This window comes from Kosakonia sp. CCTCC M2018092, assembly GCF_003864115.1.
In the GTDB taxonomy this organism is placed as follows: Bacteria; Pseudomonadota; Gammaproteobacteria; order Enterobacterales; family Enterobacteriaceae; genus Kosakonia; species Kosakonia cowanii.
Genome location: NZ_CP034225.1, coordinates 1,512,268 through 1,527,381 on the forward strand (window position 1 = coordinate 1,512,268; position 15,114 = coordinate 1,527,381).

General features: G+C 57.5%; 13 protein-coding genes. 11 read left to right on the forward strand and 2 right to left on the reverse strand.

The window, feature by feature from the left end; all coding sequences use genetic code 11:
* The first annotated feature begins 12 nt into the window (after window positions 1–12).
* The 8 genes from nuoG to nuoN all read left to right on the forward strand — a co-directional run bounded on the left by nuoG (window position 13) and on the right by nuoN (window position 10,123).
* Window positions 13–2,739 carry an NADH-quinone oxidoreductase subunit NuoG gene (gene nuoG, locus EH164_RS07160; protein WP_124967762.1) on the forward strand — a complete coding sequence of 909 codons (2,727 nt, stop codon included), beginning with the start codon at window positions 13–15 and terminating at the stop codon, window positions 2,737–2,739.
* A complete protein-coding gene (nuoH, locus tag EH164_RS07165; RefSeq protein ID WP_023479664.1) occupies window positions 2,736–3,710 on the forward strand; it encodes an NADH-quinone oxidoreductase subunit NuoH in 975 nt (324 codons plus the stop codon). The genes nuoG and nuoH overlap by 4 nt, the downstream gene beginning before the upstream one ends.
* Before the next feature lie 14 nt (window positions 3,711–3,724).
* Window positions 3,725–4,267 (forward strand): NADH-quinone oxidoreductase subunit NuoI, encoded by a 543-nt coding sequence (gene nuoI, locus EH164_RS07170; RefSeq protein ID WP_023479728.1) that lies wholly within the window; start codon window positions 3,725–3,727, stop codon window positions 4,265–4,267.
* An 11-nt stretch (window positions 4,268–4,278) separates the two neighbouring features.
* Window positions 4,279–4,833, forward strand: coding sequence for an NADH-quinone oxidoreductase subunit J (nuoJ, locus tag EH164_RS07175; RefSeq protein WP_023479675.1), 555 nt, complete (start codon window positions 4,279–4,281; stop codon window positions 4,831–4,833).
* Window positions 4,830–5,132, forward strand: a complete 303-nt coding sequence (nuoK, locus tag EH164_RS07180) for an NADH-quinone oxidoreductase subunit NuoK (protein WP_023479838.1) — start codon at window positions 4,830–4,832, stop codon at window positions 5,130–5,132. The genes nuoJ and nuoK overlap by 4 nt, the downstream gene beginning before the upstream one ends.
* A complete protein-coding gene (gene nuoL / locus EH164_RS07185) occupies window positions 5,129–6,970 on the forward strand; it encodes an NADH-quinone oxidoreductase subunit L (protein ID WP_124967763.1) in 1,842 nt (613 codons plus the stop codon). The genes nuoK and nuoL overlap by 4 nt, the downstream gene beginning before the upstream one ends.
* A 162-nt stretch (window positions 6,971–7,132) precedes the next feature.
* On the forward strand, window positions 7,133–8,659 hold the full coding sequence (nuoM, locus tag EH164_RS07190; protein ID WP_124967764.1) for an NADH-quinone oxidoreductase subunit M: 1,527 nt from the start codon (window positions 7,133–7,135) through the stop codon (window positions 8,657–8,659).
* Window positions 8,660–8,665: 6 nt separating this feature from the next.
* Entirely contained in the window at window positions 8,666–10,123 is a 1,458-nt protein-coding gene (gene nuoN / locus EH164_RS07195; protein WP_023479817.1) for an NADH-quinone oxidoreductase subunit NuoN, read from the forward strand.
* A gap of 657 nt (window positions 10,124–10,780) precedes the next feature.
* Here the strand turns inward: nuoN and EH164_RS07200 are convergent.
* The gene (locus EH164_RS07200) at window positions 10,781–11,806 is read right to left on the reverse strand and encodes a chemotaxis protein (RefSeq protein WP_023479862.1); all 1,026 of its coding nucleotides are present in this window, start codon (window positions 11,804–11,806) and stop codon (window positions 10,781–10,783) included.
* 78 nt (window positions 11,807–11,884) lie between these two features.
* Window positions 11,885–12,802, reverse strand: coding sequence for a ribonuclease BN (rbn, locus tag EH164_RS07205; protein ID WP_124967765.1), 918 nt, complete (start codon window positions 12,800–12,802; stop codon window positions 11,885–11,887).
* Between the two features lie 62 nt (window positions 12,803–12,864).
* Here rbn and EH164_RS07210 point away from each other — a divergent pair, with 62 nt between their 5' ends.
* The 3 genes from EH164_RS07210 to menF all read left to right on the forward strand — a co-directional run bounded on the left by EH164_RS07210 (window position 12,865) and on the right by menF (window position 15,079).
* Window positions 12,865–13,326: a GNAT family N-acetyltransferase gene (locus EH164_RS07210; protein ID WP_124967766.1), complete on the forward strand. Its 462-nt coding sequence runs from the start codon at window positions 12,865–12,867 to the stop codon at window positions 13,324–13,326.
* Between the two features lie 53 nt (window positions 13,327–13,379).
* Complete coding sequence (elaB, locus tag EH164_RS07215) at window positions 13,380–13,682, forward strand: stress response protein ElaB (RefSeq protein ID WP_023479917.1); 303 nt, start codon at window positions 13,380–13,382, stop codon at window positions 13,680–13,682.
* Between the two features lie 101 nt (window positions 13,683–13,783).
* Window positions 13,784–15,079 carry an isochorismate synthase MenF gene (gene menF / locus EH164_RS07220; RefSeq protein WP_124967767.1) on the forward strand — a complete coding sequence of 432 codons (1,296 nt, stop codon included), beginning with the start codon at window positions 13,784–13,786 and terminating at the stop codon, window positions 15,077–15,079.
* Window positions 15,080–15,114 lie beyond the last annotated feature (35 nt).

Below are 15,114 nucleotides of genomic sequence, written 5' to 3' on the forward strand. Positions count from 1 at the left end.
GGAAGCATGCTAATGGCTACTATTCACGTAGACGGCAAAGAATACGAGGTAAACGGCGCAGACAACCTGTTAGAGGCTTGTCTCTCGTTGGGCCTTGATATTCCTTATTTTTGCTGGCATCCGGCGCTGGGGAGCGTGGGTGCGTGCCGCCAGTGTGCGGTGAAGCAATATCAAAACGCGGAAGACACGCGTGGCCGCCTGGTTATGTCCTGTATGACACCGGCATCCGACGGCACATTTATCTCTATTGACGATCACGAAGCGAAAGAGTTCCGTGAGAGCGTGGTGGAGTGGTTGATGACCAACCACCCGCACGACTGTCCGGTCTGCGAAGAGGGCGGCAACTGCCACCTGCAGGATATGACCGTTATGACCGGTCACAGCTTCCGTCGCTACCGTTTCACCAAACGTACGCACCGTAACCAGGATCTCGGTCCGTTCATCTCTCATGAGATGAACCGCTGTATCGCCTGCTACCGCTGTGTGCGCTACTACAAAGATTATGCCGACGGTACCGACCTGGGCGTTTATGGCGCACATGACAACGTCTACTTCGGCCGCCCGGAAGAGGGTACGCTGGAGAGCGAGTTCTCCGGTAACCTGGTTGAAATCTGCCCGACCGGCGTTTTCACCGATAAAACCCACTCCGAGCGCTATAACCGTAAATGGGATATGCAGTTCGCGCCGAGCATCTGCCAGCAGTGCTCCATCGGCTGTAACACCAGCCCGGGCGAGCGTTACGGCGAACTGCGCCGTATCGAGAACCGCTACAACGGCACGGTTAACCACTACTTCCTCTGCGACCGCGGTCGTTTCGGCTATGGCTACGTCAACCTGAAAGATCGTCCGCGCCAGCCGGTACAGCGTCGCGGCGACGATCTCATCACCCTCAACGCCGAACAGGCGATGCAGGGCGCGGCGGATATTCTGCGCCAGTCGAAGAAAGTGATCGGTATTGGTTCTCCGCGCGCAAGCGTTGAGAGCAACTTCGCGCTGCGCGAACTGGTCGGTGCGGAGAACTTCTACACCGGTATCGCGAAAGGCGAGCAGGAGCGACTGACGCTGGCGCTGAAAGTGCTGCGCGAAGGTGGCATCCGTACTCCGGCGCTGCGTGAAATCGAATCTTACGACGCGGTGCTGATCCTCGGCGAAGACGTCACCCAGACCGGCGCGCGCGTCGCGCTGGCGGTCCGTCAGGCGGTGAAAGGTAAAGCCCGCGAAATGGCGGCGGCGCAGAAAGTTGCCGACTGGCAGATTGCGGCGATCATGAACATTGGTCAGCGCGCTAAACATCCGCTGTTTGTCACCAACGTCGACAGCACCCGTCTGGACGACATCGCTGCGTGGACCTACCGCGCACCGGTAGAAGATCAGGCGCGTTTAGGTTTCGCCATCGCCCATGCGCTGGATAACTCCGCACCGGCGGTTGATGGCCTGAGTAGCGATCTGCAGGGCAAAGTGGATGTGATCGTCCAGGCACTGGCCGGGGCGAAGAAGCCGCTGATTATCTCCGGTACTAACGCCGGTAGCACCGACGTGATCCACGCGGCGGCGAACGTGGCGAAAGCGCTGAAAGGGCGTGGTGCCGATGTCGGCATCACCATGATTGCCCGCTCCGTTAACAGCATGGGCCTCGGCCTTATCGGCGGCGGCAGCCTCGATGATGCACTCTCCGAACTGGAGAGCGGCAGCGCCGACGCGGTCGTGGTGCTGGAAAACGATCTGCACCGTCACGCTTCTGCTGCGCGCGTAGATGCTGCGCTGGCGAAAGCGCCGCTGGTGCTGGTGGTCGATCACCAGCGCACGGCGATTATGGATAACGCCCATCTGGTGCTCTCTGCCGCAAGCTTCGCGGAAAGCGACGGCACGGTGATCAATAACGAAGGCCGCGCTCAGCGCTTCTTCCAGGTTTATGACCCGAGCTACTACGACAACAAAGCGCTGATGCTGGAAAGCTGGCGCTGGCTGCACTCGCTGCACAGCACCGTGCTGAACCGCGAAGTGGACTGGACGCAGCTCGATCATGTGATCGATGCCGCCGTCGCCGCGCTGCCGCAGCTGGCGGGCATCAAAAATGCCGCACCGGATGCCAGCTTCCGCATTCGCGGGCAGAAACTGGCGCGTGAGCCGCACCGCTACAGCGGTCGCACCGCGATGCGCGCCAATATCAGTGTCCACGAACCGCGTCAGCCGCAGGATAAAGACACCATGTTCGCCTTCTCGATGGAAGGGAACAACCAGCCTTCAGCGCCGCGCTCGCAAATTCCGTTTGCCTGGGCACCGGGCTGGAACTCCCCGCAGGCCTGGAACAAATTCCAGGACGAAGTGGGCGGCCACCTGCGTCACGGCGATCCGGGCGTACGCCTGATTGAAGCGACGGAAACCGGGCTGGATTACTTCACCGTCGTTCCGGGTGCCTTCAGCGCACAGGATGGCGAGTGGCGTATCGCGCCTTACTATCACCTGTTCGGCAGCGATGAGCTGTCGCAGCGTTCGCCGGTGTTCCAGAGCCGTATGCCGCAGCCTTACATCACGCTTAACCCGGCCGATGCCGCGAAGCTTGGCGTAAATGCAGGCGCGCACGTCTCCTTCACCTACGAAGGGCAGACCCTCAGCCTGCCGCTGCAGGTATCGGAAGGTCTGGCGGCGGGGCAGGTCGGTTTGCCGATGGGCATGCCGGGTATTGCACCGGTGCTGGCCGGGGCACGTCTTGAAAATCTGCGGGAGGCGCAAGCATGAGCTGGTTAACACCGGATGTTATCGACATTCTGTTAAGCATTCTGAAAGCGGTGGTCATCCTGCTGGTGGTTGTCACCTGCGGCGCCTTCATGAGCTTTGGCGAACGTCGCCTGCTCGGCCTGTTCCAGAACCGTTATGGGCCGAACCGTGTGGGCTGGGGTGGTTCACTCCAGCTGGTCGCGGACATGATCAAAATGTTCTTTAAAGAGGACTGGATCCCGCGCTTCTCGGATCGCGTGATTTTCACCCTCGCGCCGGTGATCGCCTTCACCTCGCTGCTGTTAGCCTTCGCCATTGTGCCGGTCAGCCCGACCTGGGTGGTGGCCGACCTCAACATCGGGATCCTCTTCTTCCTGATGATGGCGGGTCTGGCAGTTTACGCGGTGCTGTTCGCTGGCTGGTCGAGTAACAACAAATACTCCCTGCTCGGCGCGATGCGTGCCTCTGCGCAAACCCTGAGCTACGAAGTGTTCCTCGGGCTGTCGCTGATGGGCGTGGTGGCGCAAGCCGGTTCATTCAATATGACCGACATCGTCAACAACCAGGCGGGTTTGTGGAACGTCATTCCGCAGTTCTTCGGTTTCGTTACTTTCGCTATCGCGGGCGTCGCGGTGTGTCACCGTCACCCGTTTGACCAGCCGGAAGCGGAGCAGGAGCTGGCGGATGGTTACCATATTGAATACTCCGGCATGAAGTTCGGTCTCTTCTTCGTCGGCGAGTATATCGGTATCGTCACCATCTCTGCGCTGATGGTCACCCTCTTCTTTGGTGGCTGGCAGGGTCCGCTGTTACCGCCGTTTATCTGGTTCGCGCTGAAAACCGCGTTCTTTATGATGATGTTCATTTTGATTCGCGCCGCACTGCCGCGTCCTCGCTACGATCAGGTGATGTCTTTCGGCTGGAAAATCTGCCTGCCGCTGACTCTGCTTAACCTGCTGGGTACCGCAGCAGTCATTCTGTGGCAGCAATAAGGGGTGATGAGACCATGACGTTAAAAGAGTTATTCGTGGGCTTTGGCACCCAGGTTCGCAGTATCTGGATGATTGGCCTGCATGCGTTCGCCAAACGCGAAACGCGTATGTACCCGGAAGAGCCGGTTTACCTGGCCCCGCGCTACCGTGGCCGTATCGTGCTGACGCGCGATCCGGACGGCGCAGAGCGCTGCGTAGCCTGTAACCTGTGTGCGGTTGCCTGTCCTGTCGGCTGTATCTCGCTGCAGAAAGCGGAAACCGTTGATGGCCGCTGGTATCCGGAGTTTTTCCGTATCAACTTCTCGCGCTGCATCTTCTGCGGCATGTGCGAAGAGGCGTGCCCGACTACAGCGATTCAGCTGACGCCGGACTTCGAACTCGGTGAGTTCAAGCGCCAGGATCTGGTGTATGAAAAAGAGGATCTGCTGATCTCCGGTCCGGGCAAATACCCGGAATATAACTTCTACCGGATGGCAGGTATGGCAATCGACGGCAAAGATAAGGGCGAAGCGGAAAACGAAGCCAAGCCTATCGACGTCAAAGGCCTGTTACCGTAAGGAGAGGGGCAATGGAGTTCGCTTTTTATATCTGTGGCCTGATCGCCATCCTGACGACGGTACGCGTGATTACGCATACCAATCCGGTGCATGCGCTGCTGTACTTGATCATCTCTCTGCTGGCGATTGCCGGGGTCTTCTTCTCCCTCGGCGCGTACTTCGCCGGGGCGCTGGAGATCATCGTCTACGCCGGGGCCATCATGGTGCTGTTCGTCTTCGTGGTGATGATGCTCAACATGGGCAATTCGGTGGTCGAGCAGGAGCGTAACTGGCTCACGCCGCAAATCTGGATTGGTCCTGCGGTGCTCTCTGCGGTGCTGCTGGGCGTCATGATCTACGCCATTATGGGCGTTAACGATCAGGGCATCGAGGGCACGGCGATTGGCGCGAAAGCGGTCGGTATTACGCTGTTTGGTCCTTACGTTCTGGCGGTTGAGCTGGCCTCAATGCTGCTGCTGGCAGGTCTGGTTGTCGCGTTCCACCTTGGACGTGAAGAGAGACCTGGCGAATTGCTGAGCAATCGCACGGATGACCGCGCGAAAAGAAAAACGGAGGAGCACGCATGATCCCGTTACAACATGGATTGATCCTCGCGGCGATTTTGTTTGTGCTGGGTCTGACAGGTCTGGTTATTCGCCGCAATCTGCTGTTTATGCTGATTGGGCTTGAGATCATGATCAACGCCGCCGCGCTGGCCTTTGTGGTCGCCGGCAGCTACTGGGGCCAGACCGACGGTCAGGTAATGTATATTCTCGCCATTAGCCTTGCTGCTGCGGAAGCGAGCATTGGCCTGGCGCTGCTGCTGCAACTGCATCGTCGCCGCCAGAGTCTGAATATCGATTCAGTAAGTGAGATGCGTGGATGAACATGCTCGCCTTAACCATTATTTTTCCTTTTATTGGCTTTGTGTTACTGGCTTTCTCCCGTGGCCGCTGGTCGGAGAATCTCTCCGCCGCCGTTGGCATGGGCTCGATTGGTCTCTCGGCGCTGGTCACGGCGCTGGTTGGCGTTGAGTTCTTCAATAACGGTCAGCAGGCCTTTGTTCAGCCGCTGTGGACGTGGATGGCGGTCGGTGATTTCAATATCGGTTTCAACCTTGTGCTGGATGGCCTGTCGCTGACCATGCTCTCGGTAGTCACCGGCGTTGGCTTCCTGATCCATATGTTCGCCTCCTGGTATATGCGCGGGGAAGAGGGCTACTCCCGCTTCTTCGCCTACACCAACCTCTTTATCGCCAGTATGGTGATTCTGGTGCTGGGCGATAACCTGCTGCTGATGTACCTCGGCTGGGAAGGCGTGGGTCTCTGCTCCTATCTGCTGATCGGTTTCTACTACACCGATCCGAAGAATGGTGCAGCGGCGATGAAAGCGTTTGTCGTCACCCGCGTCGGTGACGTCTTCCTCGCTTTCGCTCTGTTCATTCTCTACAACGAGCTGGGCACGCTGAACTTCCGCGAGATGGTCGAGCTGGCTCCGCAGCACTTCGCCAACGGCAACCATATGCTGATGTGGGCAACCCTGATGCTGCTGGGCGGCGCGGTCGGTAAATCGGCACAGCTGCCGTTGCAGACCTGGCTTGCTGACGCAATGGCTGGCCCGACGCCGGTCTCTGCGCTGATCCACGCCGCAACGATGGTTACCGCCGGTGTCTATCTGATTGCCCGTACCCACGGTCTGTTCCTGATGACGCCGGAAGTGCTGCATCTGGTCGGTATCGTTGGTGCGGTCACGCTGTTGATGGCCGGTTTCGCCGCGCTGGTGCAGACCGATATCAAACGCGTACTCGCCTACTCGACGATGAGCCAGATTGGTTACATGTTCCTGGCGCTTGGCGTACAGGCATGGGACGCGGCGATTTTCCACCTGATGACGCACGCCTTCTTTAAAGCGTTGCTGTTCCTCTCCTCCGGTTCGGTGATCCTCGCCTGCCACCACGAGCAGAACATCTTCAAGATGGGCGGCCTGCGTAAGTCAATTCCGCTGGTCTATGCCTGCTTCCTGGTCGGTGGCGCGGCGCTCTCTGCACTGCCGCTGATTACCGCGGGCTTCTTCAGTAAGGATGAGATCCTCGCAGGAGCGGTAGCGAACGGTCACGTTAACCTGATGATTGCGGGTCTGGTCGGGGCGTTTATGACCTCGCTCTACACCTTCCGTCTGATTTTCATTGTCTTCCACGGCAAAGAGCAGATTCACGCCCACGCAGGGAAGGGGATTACCCATCACCTGCCGCTGATTGTGCTGCTGATCCTCTCCACCTTCGTTGGCGCGATGATTGTGCCACCGCTGCGCGGCGTCCTGCCGGAAACGGCTGAGCTGGCGCACAGCAGCGTGGTGATGCTGGAAGTGGCCTCTGGCGCAGTGGCAGTGATCGGCATTCTGCTGGCCGCCTGGCTGTGGCTGGGTAAACGCACGCTGGTGACATCGATTGCCAACAGCGCAGCGGGCCGCTTCTTCGGCACCTGGTGGTTCAATGCCTGGGGCTTCGACTGGCTCTACGATCGCATCTTCGTTAAACCGTATCTGGGCGTTGCCTGGCTGCTGAAGAGCGATCCGCTGAATGCGCTGATGAACATTCCGGCGATCCTCTCCCGCTTTGCCGGAAAAGGGCTGCTGTTCAGCGAGAACGGTTATCTGCGCTGGTATGTTGCTTCCATGAGTATCGGTGCCGTTGTGGTGCTCGGTCTGCTGATGGTGTTGCGCTGAGTTCCTGGGCCGGGGAGCAGAGTTGTTCTCCGGCCTGCGAGCAGAATCTGAATTTTGTGAAAATTCGTTGAAAATCAGGTCCGAAAGGACAGGCAGTAACGGTGAAGTCAGATGACGAGCCAGAAAGCCTGAGCTGGACTTAAACAAGGAATATGAATCGCCATGTTATTACCCTGGCTAATATTGATTCCCTTTATCGGTGGTTTCCTGTGTTGGCAAACCGAGCGCTTCGGCGTGAAGGTGCCGCGCTGGATCGCCCTGATCACCATGGGACTGACGCTGGCGCTCTCTCTGCAACTCTGGTTGCAGGGTGGCTACTCTTTATCGCAGGCTGCCGAATTCCCGACGTGGCAGGAGAGCTTTAAACACGACTGGATCCCGCGCTTCGGCATCACTATCCATCTGGCGATGGACGGTCTGTCACTGCTGATGGTCGTGCTGACCGGTTTTCTTGGCGTGCTGGCGGTTCTCTGCTCCTGGCGTGAAATCGAGAAATATCAGGGCTTCTTCCACCTGAACCTGATGTGGATCCTCGGCGGCGTTATCGGCGTGTTCCTTGCCATCGACATGTTCCTGTTCTTCTTCTTCTGGGAAATGATGCTGGTGCCGATGTACTTCCTGATCGCGCTGTGGGGCCATAAAGCCTCCGACGGGAAGACGCGTATCACTGCGGCGACGAAATTCTTCATCTATACCCAGGCAAGCGGTCTGGTGATGTTGATTGCCATCCTCGGCCTGGTGTTTGTGCACTACAACGCCACCGGCGTGTGGACCTTCAACTATGAAGAGCTGCTGAAAACGCCGATGTCCCACAACGTTGAATACCTGCTGATGCTCGGCTTCTTTATCGCCTTTGCGGTGAAAATGCCGGTGGTGCCGCTGCACGGCTGGCTGCCGGATGCGCACTCGCAGGCACCGACCGCGGGTTCCGTTGACCTCGCGGGGATCCTGCTGAAAACCGCCGCTTACGGTCTGCTGCGCTTCTCGCTGCCGCTCTTCCCGAACGCTTCGGCGGAGTTCGCACCGATTGCCATGTGGCTGGGCGTGATTGGTATCTTCTACGGCGCGTGGATGGCTTTCACGCAGACCGATATCAAACGTCTTATCGCCTACACCTCCGTTTCCCACATGGGCTTCGTACTGATTGCCATCTATACCGGCAGCCAGCTGGCCTACCAGGGCGCAGTGATTCAGATGATTGCCCACGGTCTCTCGGCGGCAGGTCTGTTTATTCTCTGCGGTCAGCTTTACGAACGTCTGCATACCCGCGATATGCGCATGATGGGCGGTTTGTGGAGCAAGATTAAGTGGCTGCCGGCGCTGTCGATGTTCTTCGCTGTGGCGACGCTGGGGATGCCGGGTACCGGTAACTTCGTCGGTGAGTTCATGATCCTGTTCGGTAGCTACCAGGTTGTACCGATGATTACCGTGATCTCTACCTTCGGTCTGGTCTTCGCCTCCGTTTACTCGCTGGCGATGCTGCATCGCGCTTACTTCGGTAAAGCGAAGAGCGAAATCGCGAACCAGACGCTGCCGGGTCTGTCACTGCGCGAGCTGTTTATGATCCTTATCCTGGTCGTGCTTCTGGTACTGCTTGGCTTCTATCCGCAGCCGATTCTGGATACCTCGCACGCTGCGATGGGCAATATCCAGCAGTGGTTTGTTAACTCCATTACTACAAGGCCGTAATTCGCCATGACAATAACTCCACAACACCTGATTGCGCTGCTGCCGCTGCTAATCGTCGGATTGACGGTGGTGGTTGTGATGCTCTCCATTGCGTGGCGACGCAACCATTTCTTCAATGCCACGCTGTCGGTCGTTGGTCTGAACGTTGCACTGCTCTCGCTGTGGTTCGTTGGTCACGCCGGAGCAATGGATGTGACGCCGCTGATGCGCGTCGATGGCTACGCCATGCTCTACACCGGGCTGGTGCTGCTGGCGAGCCTCGCCACCTGCACCTTTGCCTATCCGTGGCTTGAAGGTTATAGCGACAACAAGGAAGAGTTCTACCTGCTGGTGCTGATTGCCGCGCTGGGTGGCATTCTGCTGGCTAACGCCAATCATATGGCGTCGCTGTTCCTCGGGATTGAGCTGATCTCTCTGCCGCTGTTCGGGCTGGTGGGCTACGCCTTCCGCCAGAAACGCTCGCTGGAAGCCAGCATCAAATACACCATTCTGTCGGCGGCTGCCTCCTCATTCCTGCTGTTCGGGATTGCGCTGGTCTACGCTCAGAGCGGCGATCTGTCGTTTGTCGCCATTGGTAAAAACCTCGGTGAAGGCGTGCTGCACGAGCCGCTGCTGCTGGCGGGTCTCGGCCTGATGATTGTCGGCCTCGGCTTTAAACTGTCGCTGGTGCCGTTCCATCTCTGGACGCCGGATGTTTACCAGGGCGCGCCTGCGCCGGTCTCCACCTTCCTGGCGACCGCCAGCAAAATCGCCATTTTCGGCGTGCTGATGCGTCTGTTCCTCTATGCGCCGGTGGGTAACAGCGAAGCCGTTCGCGTGGTGCTGGGCGTTATCGCCTTTGTCTCCATTATCTTCGGTAACCTGATGGCGCTGAGCCAGACCAATATCAAACGTCTGCTCGGCTACTCCTCCATCGCTCACCTCGGGTATCTGATGGTGGCGCTGATTGCCCTGCGCGGCGGCCAGATGTCAATGGAGAGCGTTGGCGTTTACCTGGCTGGCTATCTCTTCAGCAGCCTGGGTGCCTTTGGTGTAGTAAGCCTGATGTCCAGCCCGTATCGCGGCCCGGACGCCGAATCGCTCTACTCCTATCGCGGCCTCTTCTGGCACCGTCCAATTCTTTCGGCGGTAATGACGGTGATGATGCTGTCGCTGGCGGGTATCCCGATGACGCTGGGCTTTATCGGTAAGTTCTACATTCTGGCTGTCGGTGTCCAGGCCAACCTGTGGTGGCTGACCGGCGCGGTGGTAGTCGGTTCAGCAATCGGTCTCTACTACTACCTGCGTGTCGCGGTGAGCCTCTATCTCAACGCGCCGCAGCAACTGAACCGCGATGCGCCGTCCAACTGGGCTTACAGCGCGGGCGGTATTGTAGTACTCATCTCCGCTCTGCTGGTGCTGGTGCTCGGTATCTATCCGCAGCCGCTGATTAGCATCGTCCAGCTGGCGCTGCCGATGATGTAATCGCGCCTCGCGCAAATGAAAAAACCGCCGGGTTTGCAGCCTGGCGGTTTTTTTTTGTGCATAAAAAAACCCCAGCGGGGAAGCTGGGGTTTTAACGGTATAGCGCAAACTGGTGAGGGATGCGCCACGCCGTTGTTTACGTTTCCGGCCCGTCAGGGGGTAAGAGCGTATGCAATACTCAACGCGTTGAAGCTTCCGATATATGCTGTTTTATTTCAAGCGCAAACAGTTGGGTTATCGGATGTTTAAGAAAAACGCCTGAAAACAGGTCGTTTTTCCTGATGTTTTTTAATTACATTTCAGTTGGTTACATGAAGTGTAAAATCAACTTCGTTGGGGTTACTGCATCTTACTTTCGGGCCGGGCAAAGGATTTCCCCCGCTGTACACGTGGTGGTGACAGGGTTCAGGCCTGGAAGGGGCGTAGGCAATACTCAACATCTGCTCGCCCTGATTCGGGGGAGTTTAAGGGCCAGTCCGGGCGGCTCCTTCCTCGGTTGAGGAAAACGGATGATGTATAACCGTGAATTCGCGAAACGCGTAATCACGATCATCATTGCTGTATTACAGCTGATCTTGTCGTTCTTGTAATGACCTGAAACGTACTTAAGGCGCTACCGTTTGACCAACGGTAGCGCCTTTAATCGTTGTGCCGGCGTTACTTCGCCAGCAGCGGGGTCGGAGCCATCTGGCGGTGGCTGATCAGCGGGCCGCGAACGTTGTTCGCTGCGCGATCGAGCACCTCCTGGATCACCGCTGAAAGTTCGTTAATTTCGAACTTCGCGACATAGCCATCGGCCTGCACTTTACGGACGTGATCTTCGTTAGCGCTGCCCGAAAGGGATGAGTGGATCACCACCGGGATATTCTTCAGGCGCGGATCGGTTTTGATCAGGCGTGTCAGGGTGAAGCCGTCCATCTCTGGCATCTCCAGATCGGTCAGCACCATTGAGATCTTATCGCTTACCGGCACGCCCTCTTTTTCTGCCTGCTGCGCAATAAGCTGGATTTTCTCCCACGCATCTTTGCCGGTGATATGCATCATGCTCGGGATCTCCATGGCGTTCAGGCCTTTTTCCAGCATGGCGCGCGCCACTTTGGAGTCTTCAGCCACAATCGCGATAGAACCCGGTTTCAGGTTGAATTTCTTATCCGGCACATGGTCGCCGTGAACGTCATGATCCGCCGGCACGATGTCATAGAGGATCTGTTCAACGTCCAGCACCATCGCCAGGTTGTTGGTGTCCTTATCATCATCGAGGCAGGCAATACTGGTGATATAGCGGCCATTGATCGCTTTCTCCGCCGTGTGCACCTGTTTCCAGTCCAGGCGCGTGATATTCTCGACGGACTCGACGGCAAAAGCCTGCACGCTACGGGCATACTCAGTGATCAGCAGAATGTTTAAGCCGGTCTCCGGTTTGCAACCGGCGACGGCGGAGAGATCAATCACCGGGATCACCTGATCGCGGATATTGACCATCCCCATCAACGGCGGCTTCATTCCCGCAGGGCGAGTAAATGTGGGCATCGGTACGATTTCGCGCAACTTAAACACATTGATGCCAAACAGCTCAGATTTCGTCGCATCTAATGATGTGCCAAGGCGAAACAGCAACAGCTCAAACCGGTTCGACAGAGTAAGATTCGCCCTGTCATCGATGTCTTTCTGGAAATTATCCATCATGCCCTCAAAGAAGAAATGCCTGCGTATAACTTATTATCGGCATGACGGCGAAAAAATAGAGTGCCTAAATTAAAATCAAATGCGAACTACGTCAAAATCTGCTGCTAACGTTGTCTGCGGGAAGATTTCACGACACTCTTTTAGCAGCGCCTGGCTCCCCTCAGCGTCATAACGCGAACTGATATGGGTAATCACCAGGCGTGAAGCGCCAGCCTGCTGAGCCAGTTGAGCCGCCTGGCGCGCTGAACTGTGACCGCGGCTGTTTGCCTTCTCTTCCATGGCGCTCTCAAGCGTCGCTTCATGCACTACCACATCGACATCTTTCGCCAGCTCAAGTGAGTCGGGGCAGGGTGAGGTATCACCGAAGATTGCCAGCCGTTTACCCGGCTCGGCCGGGGCCAGGTAATCTTTACCCTCGATAACTCGCCCGTCATCCAGCGTCACCGTACCGCCCGCCTTCAACGTCTGGAACAGCGGCCCGGCGGGAACGCCTGCGGCGACAAGCGCAGCGGCATTCAGCGCGCCGGGTTTATCATGCTCTTCCACGCGATAGCCGTAACACTCCACCGGATGCGCCAGCGGGAAGGCCGTCACTTTGCGCAGCCCATCATCCACCACCACGCCAGGTTTGACCTCTTCAATAGTTAGCGGATAGTCGGTCCATGAGCCGCTCAGGCGCAGCGCGGTCTCAACAAACTCCTTAATGCCTTGCGGGCCGTAAATGTGCAGCGGCTGCGTATTGCCCGCCATCGACCGGCTGCAGAGCAGGCCCGGCAGACCAAAAATATGATCGCCATGCAGATGGGTAATAAAAATTCTGTCCAGCTTGCCCGGGTTAAACGCGGTGTGCAGCAGTTGATGCTGCGTACCTTCACCACAGTCGAAAAGCCACAGCCCGGCGCTCGTCGGGTGCTGAAGATTGAGCAGAATGGCGGTGACGTTGCGCGCCCGCGTCGGGACGCCTGCTGAAGTACCTAAGAAGATCAGTTCCACATGCTTTGCCTGAAATGAAAAGAATCTAGTATAACCACATGAGTCTATTTGAGGAGATAACGATGATCCGCTGGCAAGACCTGCACCATTCCGAACTGACCGTGCCTGTGCTCTATGCGCTGTTAAAGCTGCGTTGTGAAGTGTTTGTAGTCGAACAGACCTGCCCTTATCTCGATATTGATGGTGACGATCTGGTGGGAGAGAACCGCCATCTGCTCGGCTGGCAGGGCGATGAGCTGGTGGCGTATGCGAGGATTCTGAAAAGTAACGATGATTTCTCGCCGGTTGCCATCGGCAGAGTGATTGTCAGCGCCAGCGTACGCGGGGAAAAACTGGGTTATCAATTGATGTCGCGCGCGGTGGCCTCCTGCCTGCAACACTGGCCGCAGCACGCGCTATACCTGAGTGCGCAGGCGCATCTGCAACCCTTTTATCAGCAGTTCGGTTTCCAGCCGGTCACCGATATCTATGACGAAGATGGCATTCCCCATATCGGCATGGCGCGCGAGGTCGGCCAGGCGTAAACGCCAGTCATTGTCTATAGTTAGCGTACAGGTTCATAACATGGAGAAAAGAGATGACTAATCAATTCGATTCACACATTGACGACGACCTGACCCTGCTGAGCGAAACGCTGGAAGAAGTTCTCCGCTCATCGGGCGATCCCGCTGACCAGAAGTACATTGAGCTGAAAGCACGTGCCGAACAGGCGCTGCATGATGTGAAAAACCGCGTCAGCAGCGCGTCTGATACCTACTACTATCGTGCGAAAAAAGCGGTTTACCGTGCCGATGACTATGTGCACGAAAAACCGTGGCAGGGCGTTGGCGCTGGTGCGGCTGTAGGTCTGGTGCTCGGTCTGCTGTTAGCCCGTCGCTAAACTTTATCTCCCCTCCCTGGAAGGGGGTACTGCTATTCATCGTAGTACCCCGTATACTGTGTGGTTTTTAAAACCGTGCCGTTTTTCCGGGAGGGGTTCGCATGTTTTCTCTGTCCTCTGCGCTTGGCGTTTTACACCAGCGTCTTGCCGACACGTTTCCTGATGCCCCTGGTTTTACCCTCTTTGACGTTCCCTTCCCGCTAAACAACGCTTTCGATCCGCTGACATGGCTTTGTGCCCAGCATGTTTACCCGCAATTCTACTGGCAGCAGCGCAGCGGCGATGACGAAGCGGCCGCTCTGGGCGCATTACGCGCGTTTACCTCTCTCGTTGAGGCGCAGCAGCATTTACAGGCCTGGCCCGATGATGTGCGCATCTGGGGGCTGAATGCCTTTGAGCCGAGTGAAGGTGCGCTCTTTTTGCCCCGTCTCGAATGGCGGCGCGAAGGGGGCAAAGCGATGCTGCGCCTCTATCTCTTTAGCGCCACCTCGCTGCGTGAAGATGCGCAGGTTGCTGCCGATTTTCTCAACGCACTTTCTCCTGCTACTGCGCTGGCGATGAGCTCGCCGCGCTGCGTTGAGCAGCAGCACTTCCCGACGCGAGAAGGGTGGGAGACGCTAATAAGCCAGGCGCTTGATACGCTCCAGCGCGGCGAGCTGGATAAAGTGGTGCTCGCCCGCGCCACCGACTACCGCTTCGATGCGCCAATTAATGCTGGCGCGCTGATGGCCGCCAGCCGCCGTCTCAACCTTCACTGCTTCCACTTTCTCTATCGTTTCAATGACCAGACAGCCTTTCTCGGATCGACCCCCGAGCGGCTATGGCGGCGACGCGGCGTGGCGCTGCGCACCGAAGCGCTGGCCGGGACGGTGGCAAATCATGATGACGATGCACAGGCGCAGCAGCGGGCAGCATGGTTGATGAGTGACGATAAAAACCAGCGTGAAAATATGCTGGTGGTGGAGGATATCTGCCAGCGTTTGCAGCAGCAGACCGGCGCGCTGGATGTGCTGCCGCCGCAGGTGGTGCGGCTGCGTAAAGTGCAGCACTTGCGCCGCTGTATCTGGAGCGATCTGCGGGTGGCGGACGATGCCCTCTGTTTAGACCTGCTCCAGCCGACCGCGGCGGTGGCGGGTTTACCGCGCCCTGAAGCCCGGCGTTTTATCGCCCGGCACGAACCCTTTGCCCGCGAGTGGTACGCCGGGTCGGCAGGTTACCTGTCGCGTAAGCAGAGTGAGTTCTGCGTGGCGCTGCGCTCGGCGAAGGTGAGCGGCGAGACGGTGCGGCTCTATGCCGGGGCGGGCATTGTGCCTGGTTCCGACGCTGAGCAGGAGTGGCAGGAGATCGATAATAAAGCCGCCGGGCTGCGATCGTTGTTGCTACAGACGCACCCATAGACGACCTATATCAAAAACTCATCATTTCAGAAAAT

Bases quoted from the DNA above. Each gene is read 5' to 3' on its own strand.
- EH164_RS07200 (WP_023479862.1), bottom strand. From the start codon at position 11,806: ATGGATAATTTCCAGAAAGACATCGATGACAGGGCGAATCTTACTCTG.
- elaB (WP_023479917.1), top strand. From the start codon at position 13,380: ATGACTAATCAATTCGATTCACACATTGACGACGACCTGACCCTGCTG.
- nuoH (WP_023479664.1), top strand. From the start codon at position 2,736: ATGAGCTGGTTAACACCGGATGTTATCGACATTCTGTTAAGCATTCTG.
- nuoI (WP_023479728.1), top strand. From the start codon at position 3,725: ATGACGTTAAAAGAGTTATTCGTGGGCTTTGGCACCCAGGTTCGCAGT.
- nuoG (WP_124967762.1), top strand. From the start codon at position 13: ATGGCTACTATTCACGTAGACGGCAAAGAATACGAGGTAAACGGCGCA.
- EH164_RS07210 (WP_124967766.1), top strand. From the start codon at position 12,865: ATGATCCGCTGGCAAGACCTGCACCATTCCGAACTGACCGTGCCTGTG.
- nuoJ (WP_023479675.1), top strand. From the start codon at position 4,279: ATGGAGTTCGCTTTTTATATCTGTGGCCTGATCGCCATCCTGACGACG.
- nuoK (WP_023479838.1), top strand. From the start codon at position 4,830: ATGATCCCGTTACAACATGGATTGATCCTCGCGGCGATTTTGTTTGTG.
- nuoN (WP_023479817.1), top strand. From the start codon at position 8,666: ATGACAATAACTCCACAACACCTGATTGCGCTGCTGCCGCTGCTAATC.
- nuoL (WP_124967763.1), top strand. From the start codon at position 5,129: ATGAACATGCTCGCCTTAACCATTATTTTTCCTTTTATTGGCTTTGTG.
- nuoM (WP_124967764.1), top strand. From the start codon at position 7,133: ATGTTATTACCCTGGCTAATATTGATTCCCTTTATCGGTGGTTTCCTG.
- menF (WP_124967767.1), top strand. From the start codon at position 13,784: ATGTTTTCTCTGTCCTCTGCGCTTGGCGTTTTACACCAGCGTCTTGCC.